Source organism: Pseudomonas sp. BN606 (genome assembly GCF_029873115.1).
GTDB lineage: Bacteria > Pseudomonadota > Gammaproteobacteria > Pseudomonadales > Pseudomonadaceae > Metapseudomonas.
This window is the reverse complement of record NZ_SSOF01000079.1, coordinates 287279-309989: the sequence shown is the minus strand read 5'-3', so window position 1 is coordinate 309989 and position 22711 is coordinate 287279. Positions and strand designations below refer to the sequence as shown.

Annotated in this window: 22 protein-coding genes; 11 read left to right on the top strand and 11 right to left on the bottom strand. The window is 62.9% G+C overall.

Annotated elements, in window-relative coordinates; translation table 11 throughout:
- Positions 1 to 117 precede the first annotated feature (117 nt).
- A complete protein-coding gene (locus E8E75_RS22635; RefSeq protein WP_120652516.1) occupies positions 118 to 960 on the bottom strand; it encodes an HDOD domain-containing protein in 843 nt (280 codons plus the stop codon).
- A gap of 109 nt (positions 961 to 1069) precedes the next feature.
- Between E8E75_RS22635 and ung the strand changes: the two genes are divergently transcribed.
- A complete protein-coding gene (ung, locus tag E8E75_RS22630; protein WP_120652515.1) occupies positions 1070 to 1765 on the top strand; it encodes a uracil-DNA glycosylase in 696 nt (231 codons plus the stop codon).
- A 10-nt stretch (positions 1766 to 1775) separates the two neighbouring features.
- On the opposite strand, the gene E8E75_RS22625 is transcribed toward ung, so the two are convergent.
- From E8E75_RS22625 to E8E75_RS22600, 6 genes are all read right to left on the bottom strand, one after another.
- Positions 1776 to 2639: a DUF6279 family lipoprotein gene (locus E8E75_RS22625; RefSeq protein ID WP_120652514.1), complete on the bottom strand. Its 864-nt coding sequence runs from the start codon at positions 2637 to 2639 to the stop codon at positions 1776 to 1778.
- Positions 2640 to 2759: 120 nt separating this feature from the next.
- Positions 2760 to 3782, bottom strand: a complete 1023-nt coding sequence (locus E8E75_RS22620; protein ID WP_120652513.1) for an AbrB family transcriptional regulator — start codon at positions 3780 to 3782, stop codon at positions 2760 to 2762.
- Entirely contained in the window at positions 3775 to 5286 is a 1512-nt protein-coding gene (locus tag E8E75_RS22615; RefSeq protein WP_120652512.1) for a tripartite tricarboxylate transporter permease, read from the bottom strand. Before E8E75_RS22615 ends, E8E75_RS22620 begins: the two co-directional genes overlap by 8 nt.
- A 1-nt stretch (position 5287) precedes the next feature.
- Positions 5288 to 5731: a tripartite tricarboxylate transporter TctB family protein gene (locus E8E75_RS22610; protein ID WP_120652511.1), complete on the bottom strand. Its 444-nt coding sequence runs from the start codon at positions 5729 to 5731 to the stop codon at positions 5288 to 5290.
- 96 nt (positions 5732 to 5827) lie between these two features.
- Positions 5828 to 6802 (bottom strand): tripartite tricarboxylate transporter substrate binding protein, encoded by a 975-nt coding sequence (locus tag E8E75_RS22605; protein WP_120652510.1) that lies wholly within the window; start codon positions 6800 to 6802, stop codon positions 5828 to 5830.
- A gap of 31 nt (positions 6803 to 6833) precedes the next feature.
- Positions 6834 to 8099, bottom strand: a complete 1266-nt coding sequence (locus E8E75_RS22600) for an OprD family porin (protein ID WP_120652509.1) — start codon at positions 8097 to 8099, stop codon at positions 6834 to 6836.
- 201 nt (positions 8100 to 8300) lie between these two features.
- On the opposite strand from E8E75_RS22600, the gene E8E75_RS22595 reads away from it, so the two are divergent.
- Positions 8301 to 8972, top strand: coding sequence for a response regulator (locus E8E75_RS22595; RefSeq protein ID WP_120652508.1), 672 nt, complete (start codon positions 8301 to 8303; stop codon positions 8970 to 8972).
- Entirely contained in the window at positions 8965 to 10350 is a 1386-nt protein-coding gene (locus E8E75_RS22590) for a sensor histidine kinase (RefSeq protein WP_120652507.1), read from the top strand. Before E8E75_RS22595 ends, E8E75_RS22590 begins: the two co-directional genes overlap by 8 nt.
- A gap of 121 nt (positions 10351 to 10471) precedes the next feature.
- Here E8E75_RS22590 and E8E75_RS22585 read toward each other — a convergent pair whose 3' ends face one another.
- The 3 genes from E8E75_RS22585 to E8E75_RS22575 all read right to left on the bottom strand — a co-directional run bounded on the left by E8E75_RS22585 (position 10472) and on the right by E8E75_RS22575 (position 13241).
- Positions 10472 to 11227 carry a transporter substrate-binding domain-containing protein gene (locus E8E75_RS22585; protein ID WP_120652506.1) on the bottom strand — a complete coding sequence of 252 codons (756 nt, stop codon included), beginning with the start codon at positions 11225 to 11227 and terminating at the stop codon, positions 10472 to 10474.
- Positions 11228 to 11295: 68 nt separating this feature from the next.
- Positions 11296 to 12132: an HDOD domain-containing protein gene (locus tag E8E75_RS22580; protein ID WP_120652505.1), complete on the bottom strand. Its 837-nt coding sequence runs from the start codon at positions 12130 to 12132 to the stop codon at positions 11296 to 11298.
- 167 nt (positions 12133 to 12299) lie between these two features.
- A complete protein-coding gene (locus E8E75_RS22575; RefSeq protein WP_153917036.1) occupies positions 12300 to 13241 on the bottom strand; it encodes a folate-binding protein YgfZ in 942 nt (313 codons plus the stop codon).
- Between the two features lie 119 nt (positions 13242 to 13360).
- Here E8E75_RS22575 and E8E75_RS22570 point away from each other — a divergent pair, with 119 nt between their 5' ends.
- Together E8E75_RS22570 and E8E75_RS22565 are read left to right on the top strand one after the other, a co-directional pair.
- Positions 13361 to 13615, top strand: a complete 255-nt coding sequence (locus E8E75_RS22570; protein WP_028626345.1) for a succinate dehydrogenase assembly factor 2 — start codon at positions 13361 to 13363, stop codon at positions 13613 to 13615.
- Entirely contained in the window at positions 13599 to 14051 is a 453-nt protein-coding gene (locus E8E75_RS22565) for a protein YgfX (protein ID WP_120652503.1), read from the top strand. The genes E8E75_RS22570 and E8E75_RS22565 overlap by 17 nt, the downstream gene beginning before the upstream one ends.
- On the opposite strand, the gene nadB is transcribed toward E8E75_RS22565, so the two are convergent.
- On the bottom strand, positions 14020 to 15636 hold the full coding sequence (gene nadB / locus E8E75_RS22560; protein ID WP_120652502.1) for an L-aspartate oxidase: 1617 nt from the start codon (positions 15634 to 15636) through the stop codon (positions 14020 to 14022). The genes E8E75_RS22565 and nadB overlap by 32 nt on opposite strands.
- Before the next feature lie 381 nt (positions 15637 to 16017).
- Here nadB and rpoE point away from each other — a divergent pair, with 381 nt between their 5' ends.
- From rpoE to lepB, 6 genes are all read left to right on the top strand, one after another.
- Positions 16018 to 16599 (top strand): RNA polymerase sigma factor RpoE, encoded by a 582-nt coding sequence (rpoE, locus tag E8E75_RS22555; protein WP_077527424.1) that lies wholly within the window; start codon positions 16018 to 16020, stop codon positions 16597 to 16599.
- Between the two features lie 31 nt (positions 16600 to 16630).
- Complete coding sequence (locus E8E75_RS22550) at positions 16631 to 17224, top strand: RseA family anti-sigma factor (RefSeq protein ID WP_120652501.1); 594 nt, start codon at positions 16631 to 16633, stop codon at positions 17222 to 17224.
- 8 nt (positions 17225 to 17232) lie between these two features.
- Positions 17233 to 18183, top strand: coding sequence for a MucB/RseB C-terminal domain-containing protein (locus E8E75_RS22545; RefSeq protein WP_120652500.1), 951 nt, complete (start codon positions 17233 to 17235; stop codon positions 18181 to 18183).
- Between the two features lie 192 nt (positions 18184 to 18375).
- Complete coding sequence (locus E8E75_RS22540; protein WP_120652499.1) at positions 18376 to 19800, top strand: DegQ family serine endoprotease; 1425 nt, start codon at positions 18376 to 18378, stop codon at positions 19798 to 19800.
- Between the two features lie 152 nt (positions 19801 to 19952).
- Positions 19953 to 21752: a translation elongation factor 4 gene (gene lepA, locus E8E75_RS22535; RefSeq protein WP_120652498.1), complete on the top strand. Its 1800-nt coding sequence runs from the start codon at positions 19953 to 19955 to the stop codon at positions 21750 to 21752.
- 5 nt (positions 21753 to 21757) lie between these two features.
- Positions 21758 to 22612 carry a signal peptidase I gene (lepB, locus tag E8E75_RS22530; protein WP_120652497.1) on the top strand — a complete coding sequence of 285 codons (855 nt, stop codon included), beginning with the start codon at positions 21758 to 21760 and terminating at the stop codon, positions 22610 to 22612.
- The last annotated feature ends 99 nt before the right edge of the window (positions 22613 to 22711 follow it).

The window sequence follows — 22711 nt, the reverse complement described above, 5'->3', positions numbered from 1 at the left end:
TTCAATCGCCAAGCGGACCACCGGTTCGCCCTTGGTGCTTGACGGGGGGCAGCTCAGATTGGTTCCGATGGTGGAAAAAGAGCGCCAGGCGCCCTACGTGCGCACCCTGCAAACGCCTCAATCCGCTTCCGGTGGCCGACCACCCAACAACTTGAGCCATAGCGCCACCACCTCGGCCAGCTCAGCGCGCAGCACCTGGGGCGTCGGCAGGTCCATGCGCTGGTATGCCGGTAACCGCGCCAGGCGGTCGTCGTTACGAGGTTCTTCCAGCAACTGGCTGGCGACCTGCACCACATCGGCCAGGTCGACTGCTCCCTTGTGCTGGCGACACCAGTCGCGGCGCAGGCGTGCACAGTCCTGAAGACTGGCGGGCAGTTTCCAGGCAATGAGCAGCAGCACGCCCACTTCGGCTGAGAGTTGTTCGCAGAGCCGCTGCAGGTCGACTTCCAGGCGCGATACCTGAGGCCATCGGTGCAGCTCCTCGAGGAGCGGCAGGCTGCCGATGTCCTGCAGCAGGCCCGCCAGCAGGGCATCTTCTTCTTCCAGGTGGGGCAGGTGCTGGGCCAGGCCGGCGCTGACGGCGGCTCGTTGCAGGTTGAGGTGCCAGCGCTTGTTGAAGACTTTGCGCAGGCTGGGTTCCTTGCCATCGAACAGCTGATGCAACTCGAAGGCCAGTACCAGGTTGGAGAGGCGCTTGCCATCCAGTTGCCTGACCACGTCCAGGAGCCGCGCTCCAGGTTGGATATGGCCGAGCAGTGGCAGAGACGCGAACTCCATCAGGCGTTCGGCCAGGGAGGGATAAGTCTCCAGCAGGGCACTGGCCTGCTCGTGGGAAGGGGCGTCACCGGTCAGCAATTGGCGCAGGCGCAGGGAGGCCTCAGGCATCGACGGCAGCGCGCCGGCGTCCTTGAGAAAGCGCTCGTAGAGCGCAAGTTTCACCGTGTCGTGGCGATTGTCCATGTGGGCTTGCTCCGGGCGTCCTTGATTGACAAGGGTAGTGGGCATTTCTTAGGGTGCCCGACCATCGGGCGGGAAGCGCCCCGGCAACCGCCACGGAACTGATAGAGCAATGACTGAAAGCGACGACCGGATCAAGCTCGAAGAGAGCTGGAAAGAAGCCCTGCGGGATGAGTTCGAAAAGCCCTACATGAAGGCCCTGGGCGACTTCCTGCGCCAGGAAAAGAATGCCGGCAAGGTGATCTTCCCGCCGGGGCCGCTGATCTTCAATGCGCTGAACTCCACGCCGCTGGAACAGGTGAAGGTGGTCGTCATCGGCCAGGACCCATACCACGGCCCCGGCCAGGCTCACGGCCTGTGCTTCTCGGTACAACCGGGCGTGCCTACGCCGCCGTCCTTGCAGAACATCTACAAGGAACTCAAGCGCGATCTGAACATCGAGATTCCCTCCCACGGCTACCTGCAGTCCTGGGCGGAGCAGGGCGTGTTGCTGCTCAACACTTCCCTCACCGTCGAGCAGGCTCGTGCCGGCTCCCACGCCGGTGCCGGTTGGCAGCCCTTCACCGACAAGGTCATCGAAGTCGTGAGCCAGAGCCGTCCGCGCCTGGTGTTCCTGCTCTGGGGTTCCCATGCACAGAGCAAGGAGCGGCTGATCGACCCCACCAAGCACCTGATCCTTAAGTCGGCTCATCCGTCGCCGCTGTCGGCCTACCGGGGCTTCCTCGGCAATGGCCATTTCAGTCGCTGCAACAAGTTCCTTGCCCAACACGGACTGGAACCGATCGACTGGCGCCTGCCCGACCTCTGAGATCGGGCGTTCATCGCGGGTAGCACTCCAGCCCCTTGAGGTCGGAAATCATTCCGCCAATGTATTCGCGCAGGGCATTGCGTTGGCGCTCGTCGGCGCTGTTGAACAGGTCGGCGAGCAGCTGCGCAAGGGATGTCTCCGCTGCCGGATACGCCTTGCGGTAATCCGGCGTCCAGAAGTCATCCGGCTCCTGCAGCAATGCGGTCAGACGTGCCGGGAAGTTCGAGGCGTGTCGACCGTACAGGGCGTTGCGCAGCTCCTTCTGCCAACTCTCGCGGTTCTCCGCCCAGATGCGGTTGTAGTCGCCCTGGCGCCTTGCCCAGGTGTCGATTCGCGCTTGCTGGCTCGCCCGTAGCGGCCCCATCCATTCTTCGACGCGCTCTCGCATCCGTAGCGACCTTGCCGTCACCTGATCCTTAAGGGACGGCGCGACATGTTCTTCGCGGAGTTCCGCATTGCGTTCGTCCATCGCCACGTAAAGTTCGCCCATCTGCTTGGGTGAGAGGCCCTTCGCCAGGCCCAGCACCGTGGGGGTGACCTGCACGGCGATGTTGTTTACGGATTCGCGCACCTGCGCGAATTGGCCTTGCAGGTCAGTGACGGTCAGTTGCGGACGCTGACTCAGCTGGTCCAGTTGTTCCAGCCAGGCGACGTATTCCGGCAGTTGAGTGCTGCAGTGCCAGGCGAGGTGCTTTTCCAGGCGCGGCGTCATCCAGGCTTGCTGGCTGTCGTCGAGGGTGAGGTAGTTGCTGATCCACCAGGGGATGACCAGGTCGAGATTGCGGTAGGCCAGGTCGAGGCGGCTGCAGGCGGCCAGCAGCCCGATGGCTACGGCGAGCAGCAGATAGCGAAATGGGTCGGTACGTCCGGACATGAATGGCAGCCTTGGCGACCAGCGAATAATAGAGGAGAGCATAGGCGCGCCCCATTTCCAGTGGACCGGTGCCTGCAATCGAATGTTGCAGAAGAATAAAAAAGGCCCGCACAAGGCGGGCTAAGCGTGGGTCTCTTGCTTCTGCCAGTGACGGAATACCGGCTCGGCGAGGAACAGGACCAATAGCAAGCGCAGCACCTGCAGGGCGGTGACCAGCGGCACCGAAAGCTGCAGGGCCTCTGCGGTCAGGCTGAGCTCGGCGATACCACCCGGCATCATACCCAGCATCAGCGAGCGATGATCGAGCCCATCCAGCCAGCCGAGCAGTTCGGCCGCCAGGGCGGCAAAGGCCATGCCCAGGGACGTGGCGAGTAGCGTTCGGGCTATGAAGGAGGGCGCGCGGCGGAAGAATGCGCGGTCGAAGTGGCAACCCAGGGCACTGCCGATCAGCCATTGGCCGAGCTGACTGGCGCCCTCCGGTAGGCCCAGTTGCAGGTCGAAGCCGATGCTCATCGCTGCGCTGACCAGCAGTGGGCCGATCAGCCAGGGATTGGGCTGGTGAAAGCGTTGCATCAGCATCGCCAGCAACGCCCCGCCAGCCAGCAGAAGGGCCAGCCAACCCCAGTCGACCTGTGCAACCGGATGCTGCACGGCCGGGACGCCAACGAACAGCTGGAACAGCGCTGGCACGCTCAGCACCACCAGAAGCAGACGCAGGCTCTGGCCAGCGGCGACTCGACTGAGTACTGCACCGTTACGCTGGCCGAGGTTGACCATCTCGCTGGCACCGCCCGGCATGCTGGCGAAGAACGCAGTCGCGCGGTCCTCGCCACTGCGCAGCATGAGGCTGATGCCGATGACGCTGGAGAGGGTGGTGGCCACGGCACCGACCAGGATGATCGCGCTATTGGCCAGCACCTGCTCGATGACCGCCGGGGTGAAATGCAGGCCGATGCCGACGCCGACGATCCACTGCCCGCATTTGCGGCCGCCGGGTACTTCTGTCAGCGGCAGGTTGCCAATACAGCGCGCAGCGATCACCGCCAGCAGTGAGCCCACCATCCATGGCAACGGCCAGCCAATCAGGCTGGCCAGCCATCCGCCGGCGGCGCCCACCAGCGGCGTCAGCAACCACTTAGGCATGGGCCAGCTTCGCCCTGGCGCGGCGTGCGCGCATCCAGCGGATGCCCGGCAGGGCCAGCATGATCGCAGTCAGCACCCAGAGGGCGATGGTGATCGGGCTGCTCCAGAGGATGCTCAGGTCGCCATCGGTGATGGAAAGTGCGCGGCGCAGGTTGGATTCCATCAGTTCACCGAGGACGAAGCCGAGAATCAGCGACGACAGCGGGAAGTCCATCTTGCGCAGTAGATAGCCGAACACCCCGAGGGCGGCCATCAGCACCAGGTCGAAGGTGGTGCTGTGCACGGCGTAGACGCCGACCACGCTGACGATGGTGATCGCCGGCACCAGGATCCAGGTCGGCACGCTGAGCATGCGTGCGAACAGGCCCACCAACGGGATGTTCATCACCAGCAGGATGACGTTGCCGATGAACAATGAGGCGATCAGGCCCCAGACAACATCGGGCTGCTGCTCGAACAGCAGCGGGCCGGGCGTGATGTTGTACAGGGTCAGCGCGCCGATCATCACGGCGGTGGTGCCCGAACCCGGTACGCCGAGGGTCAGCATCGGGATCAGCGAGCCGCAGGCGGAAGCATTGTTGGCCGCTTCCGGAGCTGCGACACCACGCAGGTCGCCTTCGCCGAAGCGGCCGGAGCTACCTGCCATGCGCTTCTCGCTCATGTAGGTGATGGCGCTGGCGATGGTTGCGCCGGCGCCAGGCAGCACGCCGATGACGAAGCCAGCCAGGGAGCTGCGCACGCTGCTCCACCAGGTGAAGGTGAACTCCTTGAAGTTGAACAGCATGCGTCCGCTGGCCTTGACCGCCTGTTGGCCGGTGGTGGTGTGTTCGAGCATCAGCAGCACTTCACTGACGCTGAACAGGCCGATGACCACGATCACGAACTGGATACCGTCAGAGAGACCGACGCTGTCGAAGGTGAAGCGGTACACGCCGGTGGTGGCGTCCACGCCGACCGTGGCCAAGCCGAGGCCGATCAGCGCCGAGAGCAGAGTCTTGACCGGCTTGTCGCCGACCATGCCGCCCAGGCAGGCGATGGCGAAGACCATCAGCACGAAGTACTCCGCCGGGCCGAAGGCTACCGCCCAGTTGGCCAGGATCGGCGCGAAGAGCACCACGCCCATGGTGGCAATGGTGCTGCCGATGAAGGAGCTCATGGCCGACAGCGACAGGGCAATGCCGCCCTTGCCCTGGCGCGCCAGGGGGTAGCCGTCGAGGGTGGTCATGATGGCGGCGGCGTCGCCCGGTACGTTGAGCAGGATGGCCGAAATGCGCCCGCCGTACTCGCAGCCCAGGTACACGGCGGCCAGCAGGATCAGCGCGGTTTCCGGCGGCAGGCCGAGGGCGAAGGCCAGTGGCAGCAGGATCGCCACGCCGTTGATCGGCCCCAGCCCTGGAAGCAGGCCGACGACGGTACCGACGAAGGCGCCGAACAGCGCCACCAGCAGGTTGATCGGGCGCAGGGCGACATCGAAGCCCTGGGCCAGGAAGTTCAGGGTTTCCATCTCAGTTCTCCAGGAATGCCAGCAGGCCCAAGGGCAGCGGGACATCCAGCAGGTAGTCGAACAGGCCGTAGAGCAGCAAGCCCATCAGCACACCGCTGACCAGGCTGGCCAGTGGTCGCCCCATGAACAGCAGGCCGAGGCCGAAACCGACCAGGGACGTGCTGACGACGAAGCCCAGGGGTTCGAAGAGCAGGGCGTAGGCGAACAGGGCGAGTACACAGAGGGCCACCTTGCGCGCCAGTGGCCAGGAAATCGGCAGACTGTCGGCATCGCCCGGCTTGTAGATCAGCCATAGCGCGGCCGTGGCCATCAGGAACAGCAGCAGCAGGGGGTAGGCACGCGGGCCGACCGGGTCATAGCTGAAGGGGGCCTGGAAGCCCCAGGCGACCACGGCGAGCACGGCGCAGACGAGCAGCCAGACCGCAGCGAAGATTCGTACGTACATGGCGGTTTACCTAGGAGTCATTGATCTCCCCTCTCCCAATGGAAGAGGGGCCGTGGGTGAGGGGATCGACCGCATCACCCGATCTTCAGGGGAGGGCTACTGCGCCAGGCCGAATTCGCCTGCGAGTTGCTTGTACTGCTTCACCTGGTCGAGGACGTAGGCCTTCAACTGTTCGCCGGTGAGGCTCAGGGGGAACAAGTCGCGCTGTTCACGCAGCTTGCCGAACTCCTCGCTGGCCAGGAGGGTGTCGAACTGCTGCTTCCACCAGTTGAAGTCCTCGTCGCTCACTTCCGGGCCCATGTAGAAGCCGCGGATCACCGGCCAGACGATGTCGAACCCCTGTTCCTTGGCAGTGGGAATCTCCGCCAACTTGCCTGGCAGGCGCTGATCGGACAGTACCGCGAGGATTCGGATCTTGCCGGCGGCGAGCTGCGGTGTGATTTCGCCCAGGCCGCTGCTGGTGACCTGTACGTGGCCACCGAGCATGGCGGTAAGGGTCTCGCCACCGCCCTCAAAGGCCACGTAGCGCAGCTTCTGCGGGTCGATACCGGCAGCGCGGGCGATCAGCGCCGTCTGCATCCAGTCCTGGCCGCCAATGGTGGCGCCAGCGCCGAAGACGATGGCGGCCGGGTCTTTCTTCACCGCTTCGACCAGCTCGGCCAGGGTCTTGTAGGGTGAGTCGGCGCGTACGGAGATTGCGCCGTAATCGGTGCCGATGCCTGCCAGCCAACGCACCGCGTTCTCGTCATAGCGGCCGAACTTGCCTTGGGCGAGGTTCAGCAGGGAACCGGATGAGAATGCGGTGATGGTGCCGGCGTCCTTCGGTCGCTGGGCTACCACTGCGTTGTAGGCCACGGCGCCGACGCCGCCTGGCATGTAGGTCACTCGCATGGGGGCCTTGAGCAGGCCTTCATCCTTCAGACCACTCTGTGCCAGCTTGCAGGTGAGGTCGAAGCCACCGCCGGGTTTGGCCGGGGCGATGCATTCGGGACGCTTGGGCTCGGCCATCAACTGGGTGGACAGCAACAGGCCGGAGGTGATCAGGGCGATGCGGGAGAGGGCGGTTTTCATCGGGGGTTCTCCTGTGGAGTTTTATTGTGGTTCACCAGATCGGCAGTGCGTAACTGACGATCAGGCGCAGTTCATCCGCATCGCGGGCGAAGGTGGAGCGGAATCCTGCGTGGCGGGCGCGGAAGGTGAGGTTCTTAAGGCTGCCGCTCGGCACCACGTACTTGAACTCGACATCGCGTTCCCACTCGCGGCCTTCTTCAAGGCTGTTGGTGACCTCGGCGTTGTCGCTGGTGATGTAGCGGGTCATGAAGCTCAGGCCCGGCACGCCCATGGCGGCAAAGTCCAGGTCATAGCGGGCTTGCCAGGAGCGTTGGTCGGCATTGGCGAAGTCGTTGATCTGCACGAAGTTGATGAGGAACGGGTCGCTGCCGTCGATGTAGGCGAAGCCGGTGTCGCCGCTCATGCGCTGGTAGCCCAGGCCGAACTTGTGGCTGCCCTGGCCGTAGCTGACCATGCCGTTGAGGGCGCGGTTGTCCACCTTGCCGGCCTCGGCTCGGCCGACGTCAGCGCTGATGGCATAGCGCAGGTCGGCACTCAGGGTGCCCGCGCCGAGGGGCTGGATGGCCAGCAGGCCAAAGAAGTTCTGGCGGTAGACGTCGTCCAGTTCGGCGAAGTAATAGCGGCCGGTGAACTGCTTGTTGAAGGCGTAATCGGCGCCGGCCAGATCGAAGTGATCCCCAGTGGCGGCTGCGGCGAAGCGCTTGTTCTTGTTGCTGATGGCCAGGTCTTCGGAGTTGGTGGAAGCGCGATCCTTGACCTCCGACAGGCGCCCGCCGGTGAAGGTCAGGTTGCTGATCTCCTTCGAAGTGAGCAGCCCACCCTCGAATACCTGGGGCAGAATGCGGCTGTCGCTGGCTTTAACAACCGGCAGCTCGGGAATGTGCGTTCCCAGCCGCAGCTCGCTCTTTGAAGCGCGGATTTTCGCGGTCAGGCCGAGCTTGCTGTACTCGTCCGGGGTGCCGCCGTCGTCCTGCACCGGAAGCAGGTCCGTGCCGCTGCGGCCGGGGCCTGAGTCGAGCTTGATACCGAGCATGCCAAGGGCGTCGAGGCCCACGCCGACCGTGCCTTCGGTGTAGCCGGATTCAAGATTGAGGATGAAGCCTTGCGCCCATTCTTCGCGCTTGGACTGGCCACTGCCATCGCGAAAGTCGCGATTCAGGTAGATGTTGCGGGCTTCGAGGGTCGCCGAGCTGTCCTTGAAAAACTCGGCATGGGCCTGGGTGGCCAGGGTGCAGCCAGCGATGGCGAGACTGAGGGTGCGAACAGGCGCATGCGCCTGCCGTGCGGCAGTGAGCATCGAGTGGTCTCCATTGTTGTTCTTGTAAGCCGGCGCAACCACGGGCCGACTTTTATTGGGTGGTACTTGCCACCCTGTCGCGATGCTATGCAGTGAAACTTTCGCCAGCCTTTCAGCGTGAAAGAAAGTCGTCATGTCGTTCACATAGGCCGGAGCACCGTTAAACTTCTGAGCGATCGCTGCCATTTCGGAGAATTTGTCGTGCGCATCCTGTTGGTCGAAGACCATCCACAGTTGGCTGAGAGCGTTGCCCAAGTGCTCAAGGGCGCGGGTTGGACGGTGGACGTATTGCACGACGGCGTCGCCGCCGACCTGGCACTTGCCAGCGAGGAATACGCGCTGGCGGTGCTGGACGTTGGCTTGCCGCGCATGGACGGTTTCGAGGTGCTGGCGCGTTTGCGCGGACGCGGCAAGACGCTGCCGGTGCTGATGCTGACCGCCCGGGGAGAGGTGAAGGACCGGGTCCATGGCCTGAATCTCGGTGCCGACGATTACCTGGCCAAGCCTTTCGAACTGACCGAGCTGGAAGCGCGGGTGAAAGCGCTGCTGCGCCGTAGCGTTCTCGGTGGCGAGCAACAACAGCGCTGCGGCGTCCTGGTGTATGACCTGGGCACGCGGCGCTTCAGCCTGGCGGACGAAATCCTCAGCCTGACCTCACGGGAGCAGTCTGTGCTGGAAGCGTTGATTGCCCGGCCGGGGCGAGTGATGAGCAAGGAGCAACTGGCTTCCCAGGTATTCGGCCTCGACGAGGAGGCCAGTCCCGACGCAATCGAGATCTACATCCATCGCCTGCGCAAGAAGCTGGAGGGCAGCGCAGTGCGTATCGTGACTTTCCGTGGCCTGGGCTACCTGCTGGAGAGCCAGGATGCGTGAAGCCGGCAGCCTGCGCGGACGGCTGCTGCGGCGCTTGGCGTTGATGCTGGGTGCGTTGCTGCTGATCGCCAGCCTGAGTTCCTACTGGAATGCCCGCGAAGCCGCCGATACTGCCTACGACCGCACTCTGCTGGCTTCGGCGCGAGCCATCGCCGATGGCCTCTACGAGACCGATGGTCGCCTCAAGGCCGACGTGCCCTATGTGGCGCTCGATGTCTTCGCGTACGACAGCGCCGGCCGCATTTTCTACCAGGTGATCGACCCGGACGGGAAGCTGGTTTCCGGCTACGACCACCTGCCGGCACCGCCGCCGGGTACGCCTCGTACGGACGATTACCCGGCGCTGGCGCGCTTCTATGATGCCGAGTACGAAGGCACGGGCGTGCGGGTGGTAAGCCTGCTGCAGCCGGTGAGCGAGCCCAGGCTGAATGGCATCGCGGAGATCCGCGTGGCCGAAACCGAAAGCGCACGGGAGCGCCTGGCGAGGGGGCTGCTGGTGGATAGTCTGTGGCGCCTGGTGTTGCTGGTAGTGGCGGCGCTGGTGCTGGTCTGGCTGGCGGTTAGCGCTGCGCTCCGGCCGCTGAACAAGTTGCGCCTGGCGGTGGAAGAGCGTCAGGTGGATGATCTTCGCCCGTTGCCGGAAGTGGCGGTACAGCGCGAATTGCGTCCACTGGTGGATGCGCTGAATCAGTTCACCGAACGTCTGCGCGGGCTGTTCCAGCGCCAGGCGGACTTCATTGCCGACGCTTCCCACGAGTTGCGTACGCCGCTGGCCGCCCTCAAGGCCCGGGTGGAGTTAGGCTTGCGTGAGCACGAACCGGCGGTTTGGCGCTCGACCCTTGAGGAGGCGGCGCAGAACACCGACCGCCTGACCCACCTGGCCAATCAGTTGTTGTCCCTGGCACGTATCGAAAGCGGTGCGCGGGCCATTGCCGAAGGCGGTGCTGAGCGCATCGAACTGGGCCAACTGGCCCGGGAACTGGGCATGGCGCTGGCGCCCCTGGCTCACGCACGTGGTATCGCACTCGCCCTGGAGGCGGAAGATCAGGTCTGGGTAATGGGCGAGCCGACCTTGCTCAATGAACTGCTCTGCAACCTGGTGGACAACGCACTGGCCCATACGCCCAAGGGCGGCAATGTGATCCTTCGGGTGCGTTCTCCTGCTTTGCTGGAAGTCGAAGACGACGGCAGCGGTATTCCACCGGAGGAGCGCGACAAGGTGTTCCAGCGCTTCTATCGCCGCAATGCCCAGAGTGGCGGCGCAGGGCTGGGTCTGGCCATCGTCGGTGAGATCTGCCGCGCCCATCAGGCGGAGATCAGCCTGCACGATGGCGACAGCGGCGGATTGAAGGTACGGGTGAGTTTCCCTCCGGCCTGATTTGGTATCGAGGCTGAACCCCTGTGGGGGGGAACTCATTCGCCAAGGGCGGTGTAGCTGCCCCCCTTTAGTTTGCTGGGCGAACCTGCGGATTGCTTGGCGATTGAAATCGCCCCTACATTCAAGGCGCCAGGCTCAGCGGCTGCTGGACTTCCATCAGGTACTGGGCAACCTTGCCGCTTTCGCGCAATCGGGCCAGACCCTGGTTGAAGCGGACGATCAGCTCGGCATTGCCGGGCACCTCGCGGGAGAGCATCAGGTGCAGGCTGTCGCTGCGCAGCGGCAGCGGATGGAAGCTCATTTGCTTGCGATCGGTGGAGCTGAACCTGTCATTGAGCAGGGCGAAGGCGACCACCTTGTCCATGGGAAATGCGTCGAGCCGTCCGGCAAGCACCATGCGCAGGCCCTGTTCCTCGCCGCTCAGGCGCTTGACCTGGATCTGGCCGCTGCGCTCGGCCTGCTGGAAGGTCGTCCCGTAGTCATAGCCAATTGCGCCGCCCAGGCGTACTCCCTTGAGGTCGGCGATGTGTGTCCAGTCGAGGGGGCGATCCTTACGGTGGAAGAGGTAGTAGCTGCTTTCCACGACCGGGTCACTGATGAAAAAGCGTTGCTCCCGTTCCGGGCTGCGCAGCCAGACGGCGGTGCCGGCGCGCTCGCCGCGTTCGGCCAGGTGCATCGAGCGGGCCCAGGGATAGAACTCCCACTGCACCTTGACGCCCTCCAGGGCGAACGCTTCTTCGACTATGCGCGATGCCACGCCCTGGTGAGGTAGCTTGGCCCCAAGGTAGGGCGCCCATTCGCCGTTGGTCAGGCGAAGCTCTTCCGCGGCGGCGAAGCAGTGGCACAGCAGGCAGAGGGCGAGAAGGAGTACGCGCATCCGGATCCATCCAGCGACGTCAGAAGAAGGCTGAGTCTAGCGCCGGATGGATGAATGCGCGTGGGTGTTTACTGGAGCATGCCCATGGCCGCTTCCATGGCGGCAGAGAGGTCTTCGTCAGCCTGCATGTCGACGTTCGGGTCGAGGCCGAGCTTGGCGAAGGCGGGCACATTGGCCCAGTCCAGCTGGGTGTAGGGATGCTCGCTGCCGAGGTAGCTCTGCAGGGTGGCGACCTGGACGATGTCGATGTAGTCGACGCGGGCCGAGTTGCGGCTGAAGTCCAGGTATTGGCTGGGAACCGCGGCGATCGGCTCGGGGAATTCCCAGGCGCGCAGGATGCGGTCGCCGATGAGCGGGTGAATACGCTCGATCACGTGGTTGAGGCTGATGGAGTCCGCCAGCAACTCGTTGTGCTCTTCGGCATAGGTGAGGATTGGCAGTACGCCAATCTGGTGCACCAGACCGGCCAGGGTGGCCTGGTCGGGCATCAGGCGGGTGTAGTGGCGGCAGAGCACGTGGCAGATTCCAGCGATTTCAGTGCTCTTGTTCCAGACCTCGCGCATCTTGCGGTCGACCACATCGGTGGTGGCCTGGAACATCTGCTCCATGGCCAGGCCTGTGGCGAGGTTGCTGGTGTAGTTGATGCCGAGACGGCTGATAGCCATCTGCAGGTCGGTGATTTCCTTGCTGGTACGCAGCAGCGGGCTATTCACCACCTTGATGATTCGGGCGGTCAGCGCGGCGTCGTTGCCGATGACCTTGGCCAGGTCCTGGATGCCGGAGTTCGGGTCTTCGGCAGTTTCGCGCACCTTCAGCGCCACTTCCGGCAGGGTCGGCAGCACCAGTTCATCGCATTCGATGGCTTTGGTGAGGTCTTGTAGGACTTTGTCGGCAAGCTTGCTCATTGAATGTCTCGTCAGTGGCCGGAAGGGGGAGTGATGTACGAAAAGTGCCTGCGCTCAGTGATGCTGCGTTGAAGTCGGTCTCAGAAGGCTCATTTACAACATGCAAACCGTGCTTCTTCGGCCGACTTCGCCTTGCCTGACCTCGCTCGGCGGCCTTTCGTACAAACCTAGCGTTGAATTTCGCGGTCGGCGTCCAGGGTATAGGGCAGGTCGAGCAGGTTTAGTGCCGGGCCATCGGCGGTGCCGAGGTGGATGCGGCCATCGCTCACGGCGTCTTCCTGAAGCACGGCGAGCAGTTCGCAGCCGTTCGGCGCCGGGGCTGCCAGCACCACTTCGCCCACGGAGCTCTGGTGTACCGGGGAATAAAGTTCGGCGCCGGCCTGGGGCAGCTCGCCCGCGGCCAGAGCCAGTCGGTAGAGGCGGCGCTTGAGTTTGCCCAGGTACTGCATGCGGGCAACGATTTCCTGGCCCGTATAGCAGCCTTTCTTGAAGCTGACGCCGCCCAGGGCCTGGAGATTGATCATCTGCGGAATGAACTGCTCGCGGGTGGCGCCGAACACTTGGCCAATGCCAGCGCGCACCTGGGCCAGCAGCCAGGCATCCAGCGGCGCTTGCGGCAGCTGCGCAGCCAGGCGGGCTTCCAGAGTGGCGGCTTCGGCTTTGGGCGCCCAGAGCTCAGCGCGGCCGTCGGCCAGGCGCACGGCAATCAGCTTGCCCTCACGGGCGACGCTGTCGGAGGTCTGTGGCAGGTCGAGACCCAGGGCAAGTAGCACCCCATCCCCCTGGCTGAGCCCAAACCGTACCCAGTCAGCGCTTTCGTCGGTCAAGGTGGACTTGGAGAAGACGGCATATTTCTTCAGGTCGGCCAGTTGGGTTTCGACCAGCTCGTTGGCCATGGCCAGGAGAAGACCCTCGCCTTCGATGAGGATGCGGAAGCTGGACGTCATCCGGCCCTTTGGCGTGCAACGGGCGCCCAGGCTGCTGGTGGCCTGGTCCAGGTAGTTGAGGTTGCAGGTAACCTGGCCCTGGAGGAATTTCGCGGCATCCACGCCGCGGACGGCGAGCAGGCCTTCATGGGTGAGCGGACAGAAGAATGCTGAGTCGGCCATTGCGGATCGCTGGATAAAAGTCTGGGGCGCCATCATAGAGTCCCGCCGGTGGCTTGTCAGCGGGTGCCCGGGGCGGCGGCTGTGGTTATAATGCGCGCCTCATTCCTGGAGGCGCTGTGATGGCCGACTCAATTGAACTGAACCGACTCTTCTGGCACAGCCGTCGCGGCATGCTTGAACTGGACGTGCTCCTCGTCCCCTTCGTGAAGGAGGTCTATCCGAGTCTCGACGCCGAAGACCAGGCCCGCTACCGCAAACTGCTGGAATGCGAAGACCAGGACATGTTCGGCTGGTTCATGCAGCGCGGTGAGCCGGAAGATGCGGATTTGCGCCGCATGGTTCGCATGATTCTGGACCGTGTCCAGCCCAAGTAACGCCTTCGAATGCCACTGGCGCCCGTCGCGGCGCCTGCTGGTGCTCTACCTGATCCTGTCATTCCTGGCCGTTCTGGCCTTGTCGCTTGCCGACATACCGCATTGGGCGCGGATGGGCGGCCTTCTTGCCTGCGTGGCTCACGCAGCCTGGTGCCTGCCCAGGCAGATTCTCCTGACGTCCCCCAAGGCTTTTACCGGATTACGCCTGAACGACGATGGCTGGCAGTTATGGCGAGCTGTGGATGGCTGGACGCCGGTGCGCTTGCGCCCTGACAGCATGGCGTTACCGCTGGCGGTGATCCTGCGCTTTCGGGTTCCAGGAACGCTCCGGAGCGGTGGTTTATGCATTCCGGCGGATGCGCTCGATCGGGAGCAGCACCGCCGGTTGCGGGTGAGGCTGGGATTCAGTCGCCGAAGGTGGACGGAGCCAGGATAGTGTCCCTGGCTTCCGGAAGCAGGTCCGGATAATCCAGTGTGTAGTGCAGGCCACGGCTCTCGTGGCGTTGCATGGCAGAGCGGATGATCAGTTCCGCCACCTGCGCCAGGTTGCGCAGTTCGATCAGGTCGCGGCTGACTTTGTAGTTGCTGTAGAACTCGTCGATTTCACTGAGCAGCAGGCGTACCCGGTGCTGGGCGCGCTGCAGGCGCTTGTTGGTACGCACGATGCCCACGTAGTCCCACATGAAGCGCCGCAGTTCGTCCCAGTTGTGGGCGATGATCACGTCCTCGTCCGAGTCGGTTACCTGGCTGGCGTCCCAGGTCGGCAGGTTGGTGGGCATTTGTACAGCCTCCAACTGGCCGAGCATGTCTTCCGCTGCCGAGCGGCCGTAGACGAAGCACTCCAGCAGGGAGTTGCTGGCCATGCGGTTGGCACCGTGCAGGCCGGTGAAGCTGGTCTCGCCAATGGCGTAGAGACCGGGAATGTCAGTGCGCCCGAACTTGTCCACCACCACGCCGCCGCAAGTGTAGTGGGCCGCGGGAACTACCGGGATGGGCTCGCGGGTGATGTCGATGCCGAAGTCCAGGCAGCGTTCGTAGACAGTGGGGAAGTGGCTCTTCACGAACTCGGCTGGTTTGTGGCTGATGTCCAGATAGACGCAGTCCACGCCGAGGCGCTTCATCTCATGGTCGATGGCCCGGGCCACGACATCGCGCGGGGCCAGTTCGGCACGCGGATGGAAGCGCTGCATGAAGCGCTCGCCGTTGGGCAGCTTGAGCAGTCCACCCTCGCCCCGTACCGCTTCTGTGATCAGGAAACTCTTGGCTTGCGGGTGATAGAGGCAGGTGGGGTGGAACTGGTTGAACTCCAGGTTGCCTACCCGGCAGCCGGCGCGCCAGGCCATGGCGATACCGTCGCCGCACGCACCATCGGGATTGCTCGTATAGAGGTAGACCTTGGCGGCGCCTCCGGAGGCGAGCACCGTGAAGCGGGCGTGAAAGGTATCCACTTCACCATTGTTGCGGTTCAGTACATACGCGCCCAGGCAGCGCTGGCCCTCGCGGCCGAGCTTGCGCTCGGTGATCAGGTCGACGGCCACCCGTTGCTCCAGCAACTGGATGTTGGGCCGTTTCTTGGCCTGTTCCAGCAGCGTATTGAAGATGGCGGCGCCGGTGGCGTCGGCGGCATGGATGATGCGCCGATGGCTGTGACCGCCTTCTCGGGTCAGGTGGAACTCGAAGCCGCCGTCTTCGCGGGCGCTTTCGTCGTCGCGGGTGAACGGCACGCCCTGGTCGATCAGCCATTGGATGGCCGCGCGGCTGTGTTCTACCGTGAAGCGCACGGCGTCTTCGCGACACAGGCCGGCACCGGCCACGAGGGTGTCCTCGACGTGGGAGTCAACGGTGTCGGTATCATCCAGCACGGCGGCGACACCACCTTGGGCCCAATAGGTCGAACCATTGCTGAGATCGGCCTTGCTCAGGACCACGATGTTCAGGTGCGAGGGCAGGGTAAGGGCCAGGGTCAGGCCGGCGGCGCCGCTGCCGATGACCAGTACGTCATGCTGGAAATGTTGGCTCATGTCGGTTCCCGCGAAAAAAGCGGCGGCTAGTATATAGCTGGGGTGGACGGCACAATAGCGCGCTTATGACCATGCATGGTGCTACGGAACTTTTTTAGTCGTTCGGGTTCCATTCAGGGTCACCATTTTGAAGAGACGGTGCTTGCTTACACTCATGCAACGAATGCACTTGAACTGTGCAACCCGGATGCCTGTAGATCAAGCGACTTATATTCGGCGCAGCACGGCCGCGAGCCCTGCTGCGTCATTCCGTGCAGATGAAAAAACAATCTGCAGGAAGCTTGCTTGGAGGGGAGAACTTTTGCGCAACGCCCGAGTCTATTTTGGCAAGCCGATCCACTGGCTGGCGCAACACCCCTTCGAGATCGATGAGGAGTGTTCATGCTAACCCAGGAAGAGGATCAGCAACTGGTCGAACGGGTGCAGCGAGGCGACAAGCGGGCTTTCGATCTGCTGGTGCTGAAATACCAGCACAAGATTCTCGGGTTGATCGTGCGGTTCGTGCACGACGCCCAGGAAGCCCAGGACGTAGCCCAGGAAGCCTTCATCAAGGCTTATCGTGCGCTCGGAAACTTCCGCGGCGACAGTGCGTTTTATACGTGGCTGTACCGTATCGCCATCAACACGGCGAAGAACCATCTGGTAGCGCGTGGCAGACGCCCGCCAGATAGCGATGTAAGTGCTGAGGACGCCGAGTTTTATGACGGCGACCACGCCCTCAAGGATATCGAGTCGCCAGAGCGAGCCCTGCTCCGCGACGAGATCGAGGCCACAGTGCACCGGAGCATCCAGCAACTGCCAGAAGACTTGCGTACGGCGTTGACCTTGCGTGAGTTCGACGGACTTAGTTACGAAGACATTGCGAGTGTCATGCAGTGTCCGGTCGGTACTGTGCGATCCCGCATCTTCAGGGCGCGGGAAGCCATCGATAAAGCCTTGCAACCTCTGTTGCATGGAACCTGAGACAGCGGCGACAGCCAAGAGGGGAACCGCCATGAGTCGTGAAGCTTTGCAGGAATCGCTGTCCGCGGTGATGGATAACGAGGCGGACGAACTGGAGCTGCGTCGAGTTCTCGCCGCCAGCGAAGATCAAGAGTTGCGGGCAACCTGGTCGCGTTACCAGATTGCTCGGGCCGTGATGCACAAGGAGTTACTGGAGCCGCGCCTGGACATCGCAGCTGCCGTATCGGCTGCCCTGGCCGAGGACGCCGCGCCGCCGGTCAAGGTGGTTCGGGGGCCATGGCGTAGTCTGGGTCGCCTTGCTGTTGCCGCATCGGTGACTGTGGCCGTGTTGGCAGGTGTGCGCCTGTACAACCAGGACGAAGCCGCAGGTACCCAGCAACTGGCGCAGCAGCAAGCTGGCCAACCCGCCATGGTCATGCCGCAGGCCCAGCAAGGTGCCGTGCTGGCTGGCTATAGTGAGGATGCCCAGCAGGTACAGCAGCCCATCGGCGCGACCCAGTCGTCTTCTGGTTGGCATGAGAAGCGCTTGCCGGCTTACCTGCGGCAACACGCGCAGCAGGCGGCCATGAGCGGTAGCGATAGTGCTCTGCCATACGCCCGCGCTGCCAGTCTGGAGAGCCGCTGAGGAGGAACATGCGCGCACTACCGGTAATCATCTTGCTTGGCGGCTGGTTGGCTCAACCAGCTCTGGCCGCCGACGCTCAGGACTGGCTGCAGCGCCTCGCTGACGCGGAGCAGCGCCAGAGTTTCCAGGGAACGTTCGTCTACGAGCGAAATGGGAGCTTCTCCACCCATAAAGTCTGGCATCAGGTCCAGCAGGGTGGGGAGGTGCGCGAGCGTCTTCTACAGCTCGATGGCCCGGCCCAGGAAGTGGTGCGGGTTAATGGCCGCACCCAGTGCATGGGTGGTTCCCTTTCCGATCAGTTGTCCGATGGCCAAGTCTGGCCTGCCAGGGCGCTCGACGCCAAGCAGCTTTCCGAATGGTATGACCTGCGCCTGGCGGGTGAGTCACGTGTAGCCGGGCGGCCGGCCACGGTGCTGACCCTGACCCCGCGTGATCAGCATCGTTATGGCTTCGAGTTGCATCTGGACCGGGATACCGGCCTGCCGCTCAAGTCCCTGCTCCTCAGCGACAAGGGGCAGCTTCTGGAACGCTTCCAGTTTACCAACATCGATACCGCTGGGACTCCGGCTGATGCCGATGTGCAGCCCAGCTCCGCTTGCAAGGCTGTACGGCTCACCGAGGCGCCGGGCGATAAGCCGGCCCACTGGCGTTCCGAATGGCTGCCGCCGGGATTCAGCCTCTCCAGTGCCCAGGAGCGTCGTAGTCCGGTGTCCTCCGACTCTGTGTCCAGCCTGCTCTACAGTGACGGGCTGGCGCGCTTCTCGGTATTCCTCGAGCCGCTGCATGGAGCCGTCGTCGAAGATGCGCGCAGTCAGCTAGGGCCGACAGTCATGGTGTCCAAACGGGTCAGTACGCCAGATGGCGACGTTATGGTGACCGTAGTCGGTGAGATTCCATTGGGAACGGCCGAACGGGTTGCCCTGTCCATGCGGGCAGCGGAGGCCACTGCGACACAATGATCCCTGCTACAGGATCTGCGTCCGAATTGCAGTGCGGGAGCCCAGGCTCCCGCCTTGTCTTTTTCACGATGTTCCACCGGGCCTGGAGCTGATGCTCCCGGCCTGTTTTGCTTTTGTGTTTCTGTTTTGCTCGCAGGGCCGGGCGGCCCGGTGAGTTCATACCACTCGTTATGCGACGGGAGCTGTATGTCGATGCTTAACCTCAAATCCTGCATGACCGCCGTGGCAGCCTTGCTGCTGCTCGGTCAAACCCTCGTGGCCCGTGCCGAACTGCCGGACTTTACGCCTCTGGTCGAAGAGGCGTCCCCGGCAGTCGTCAACATCAGTACCCGGCAGAAACTGCCCCAGCGCGGTGCGGCCGGTGCCCAGGTAATGCCTGACCTGGAAGGCCTGCCGCCCATGCTGCGCGAGTTCTTCGAGCGCAACATGCCGCAAGTGCCGCGCAATCCCCAGGGTGGCCGCCAGCGCGAGGCGCAGTCCCTCGGTTCCGGATTCATTATTTCCAAGGACGGCTATGTCCTGACCAATAACCATGTGGTGGCTGATGCCGACGAGATCATCGTGCGTCTGTCTGATCGTAGTGAGTTGGAAGCCAAGCTGATCGGTGCTGATCCGCGTACCGACGTGGCGCTGCTGAAGGTCGAGGGCAAGGATCTGCCAATCGTGAAGATCGGCAAATCCGACGAGCTCAAGGTGGGAAGCTGGGTGCTGGCCATTGGTTCGCCCTTCGGCTTCGATCATTCGGTGACCGCCGGTATCGTCAGTGCCAAGGGGCGCAGCCTGCCGAACGAGAACTATGTACCGTTCATCCAGACCGACGTAGCCATCAACCCGGGTAACTCCGGTGGTCCGCTGTTCAACCTGGATGGCGAAGTGGTCGGCATCAACTCCCAGATATTCACCCGCTCCGGTGGCTTCATGGGGTTGTCGTTCGCCATCCCGATCGACGTGGCCATGAGCGTGGCCGACCAGCTCAAGTCCGAAGGCAAGGTCAGCCGCGGTTGGCTGGGCGTCGTGATTCAGGAAGTGAACAAGGACCTGGCCGAATCCTTCGGCCTGGACAAGCCGGCCGGTGCCCTGGTTGCCCAGGTCCAGGAAGGTGGTCCGGCGGCCAAGGGCGGTCTGCAGGTTGGTGACGTCATTCTCAGCATGAACGGCCAGCCCATCGTGGTTTCCGCCGACCTGCCGCATCTGGTGGGTAACCTCAAGCCGGGTAGCAAGATCAAGCTCGATGTAGTGCGTGGCGGTAGCCGCAAGTCGCTCGACATGGCCATTGGCGCGCTTCCGGAGGATGGCGATGGAATGGCGGCCGCGACCGGCGACGGCGTCGAGCGCAGCAGTAATCGCCTCGGTGTGAGCGTGGTCGAGTTGACCGATGAGCAGAAAAAGTCCCTGGATATCCAGGGCGGCGTAGTGATCAAGGAAGTCCAGGATGGTCCGGCTGCCATGATGGGGCTGCGTCCGGGTGATGTGATTACCCACCTGAACAATCAGGCCATCACTTCTGCCAAGGCGTTCACCCAGGTTGCCAAGGACCTGCCGAAGAATCGTTCGGTGTCCATGCGTGTCCTGCGTCAGGGGCGCGCCAGCTTCATTACCTTCAAGCTGGCCGAGTAAAGCAGTTGCAGTAGGAGAGGGCGGCCATTGGCCGCCCTTTTTCGTTTCTGCCTTCCGCCGCATGGGCGTGACGGGTAGGTCGCCGATCAGGTAAACTCCCCCGCTATTTTTCGGCGAGCAACCTGCTTGCGGCTTCTTTTGAGTGTTGACCTGTGAGTGACCTGAGTCATATCCGCAATTTCTCCATCATCGCCCACATCGACCATGGCAAGTCGACCCTGGCTGACCGCTTCATCCAGATGTGCGGCGGCCTGTCCGATCGCGAGATGGAGGCCCAGGTACTGGACTCCATGGACCTGGAACGCGAGCGCGGCATCACCATCAAGGCCCACAGCGTCACCCTGCACTACAAGGCACAGAACGGTAAGACCTACCAACTGAACTTCATCGACACCCCCGGCCACGTGGACTTCACCTATGAAGTCAGCCGTTCCCTGGCTGCCTGCGAGGGCGCGCTGCTGGTGGTGGATGCCGGCCAGGGTGTTGAAGCCCAGTCCGTGGCCAACTGCTACACCGCCATCGAGCAGGGCCTGGAAGTGATGCCCGTGCTGAACAAGATGGACCTGCCCCAGGCCGAGCCGGAGCGGGTGAAGGAAGAAATCGAACACATCATCGGCATCGACGCCACCGACGCCGTTCCCTGCAGCGCCAAGAGCGGCATGGGTGTGATCGACGTGCTGGAGCGCCTGGTGGAAGTGATCCCGGCTCCGGAAGGCGAGATCGACGCACCGTTGCAGGCCCTGATCATCGACTCCTGGTTCGACAACTACCTGGGCGTAGTCTCTCTGGTACGCGTCAAGCATGGCCGTGTGAAGAAGGGCGACAAGATTCTGGTGAAGTCCACCGGCAAGATCCACCAGGTGGACAGCGTGGGCGTATTCACCCCGAAACACACCGAAATGGCTGACCTCAAGGCCGGTGAAGTAGGTTTTATCATTGCCGGTATCAAGGACATCCTGGGTGCACCGGTAGGCGATACCCTGACCCTGTCCAACACTCCGGACGTGGACGTTTTACCTGGCTTCCAGCGCATCAAGCCGCAGGTTTACGCCGGTCTGTTCCCGGTCAGTTCCGACGACTTCGAGGACTTCCGTGAAGCTCTGCAGAAGCTGACCCTGAACGACGCGGCCCTGCAGTACGAGCCGGAAAGCTCCGAGGCCCTCGGCTTCGGTTTCCGCATCGGCTTCCTCGGCATGCTGCACATGGAGATCATCCAGGAGCGCCTGGAGCGCGAATACGACCTGGACTTGATCACCACCGCGCCGACCGTGGTCTTCGAGATCGTGCAGAAGAACGGCGAAACGATATACGTCGACAACCCGTCCAAGCTGCCCGACCTCGCCTCTATCGCCGAAATGCGCGAACCCATCGTCCGCGCCAACATCCTGGTACCTCAGGAGCACCTCGGCAACGTCATCACCCTGTGCATCGAGAAGCGTGGCGTCCAGCGCGACATGCAATTCCTCAGTTCGCAGGTCCAGGTCTGCTACGACCTGCCGATGAACGAGGTGGTACTCGACTTCTTCGATCGCCTGAAGTCGGTAAGTCGTGGCTATGCGTCGCTGGACTACAGCTTCGATCGTTTCGAACCGGCTAATCTGGTGAAGCTGGATGTGCTGATCAATGGCGAGAAGGTCGATGCCCTGGCACTCATCGTGCACCGCGACCAGGCCCACTACAAAGGCCGCGCGCTGACCGAGAAAATGAAGGAACTGATTCCGCGGCAGATGTTCGACGTCGCGATTCAGGCAGCGATCGGTGGACAGATCGTTGCACGGACTACCGTAAAGGCGCTCAGGAAGAACGTTCTGGCCAAATGCTACGGCGGTGACGTAAGTCGCAAGAAAAAGCTGCTGGAAAAGCAGAAGGCCGGTAAGAAACGGATGAAGCAGGTCGGCAGCGTGGAAATCCCGCAGGAAGCCTTCCTTGCTGTGCTCAAAGTGGATAGTTAGGGTCTATGTCGATCAATTTCCCGCTGTTGTTGGTTATTGCCGTGGCAGTTAGCGGCGTCCTCGCGCTTGTCGACCTTGTTTTGCTGGCTCCGCGCCGGCGCTCAGCGATTGCCGCCTACGAGGGGCAGGTCAACGAGCCCGATCCGGACGTCCTCGACAGGCTGAACAAGGAGCCGCTGCTGGTGGAGTATGGGAAGTCGTTCTTCCCGGTGCTGGCCATCGTGCTGGTGCTGCGCTCTTTCCTGGTCGAACCTTTCCAGATCCCATCAGGCTCGATGAAGCCGACTCTGGAAGTGGGCGATTTCATCCTGGTCAACAAGTTCGCCTATGGCATCCGCCTGCCCGTGCTGGATAACAAGGTGATCGAAGTGGGTGACCCACAGCGCGGGGATGTCATGGTGTTCCGTTACCCCAGCGACCCGAACATCAACTACATCAAGCGTGTTATCGGCCTGCCGGGTGACCGCATCGCCTACAGCAGCGACAAGCGCCTGACCATCAACGGTCAACCGGTCGCCGAGAAGCTGCTGGGCGAAGAGCCGGGCACCCTGGGTAGCGCCATGCTCTACCAGGAGAAGTTGGGCGAAGCCGAACACCTGATCCGCAAGGAAATGAAGCGCTACCGCATGGAGCCGGGCCGCGAATGGGTGGTGCCCCAGGGGCATTACTTCATGATGGGCGACAACCGGGACAACTCCAACGACAGCCGCTACTGGAACGATCCCCGCATTCCGAAAGACCTGCTCGGCATGGTTCCGGACCGTAATATCGTCGGCAAGGCGTTCGCCGTGTGGATGAGCTGGCCCGATCCGAAACTGCGAAACTTGCCAAACTTCTCTCGAGTAGGCCTGATTCACTGACACAGGCCCCTCGCCATCGCGGTTTTGCGGCGTTGTTCATGACAGCGCCGCAGTCGCTATATAGTCTTGCTTGCGGGCCAACCGGCCTCCAATAAAAAC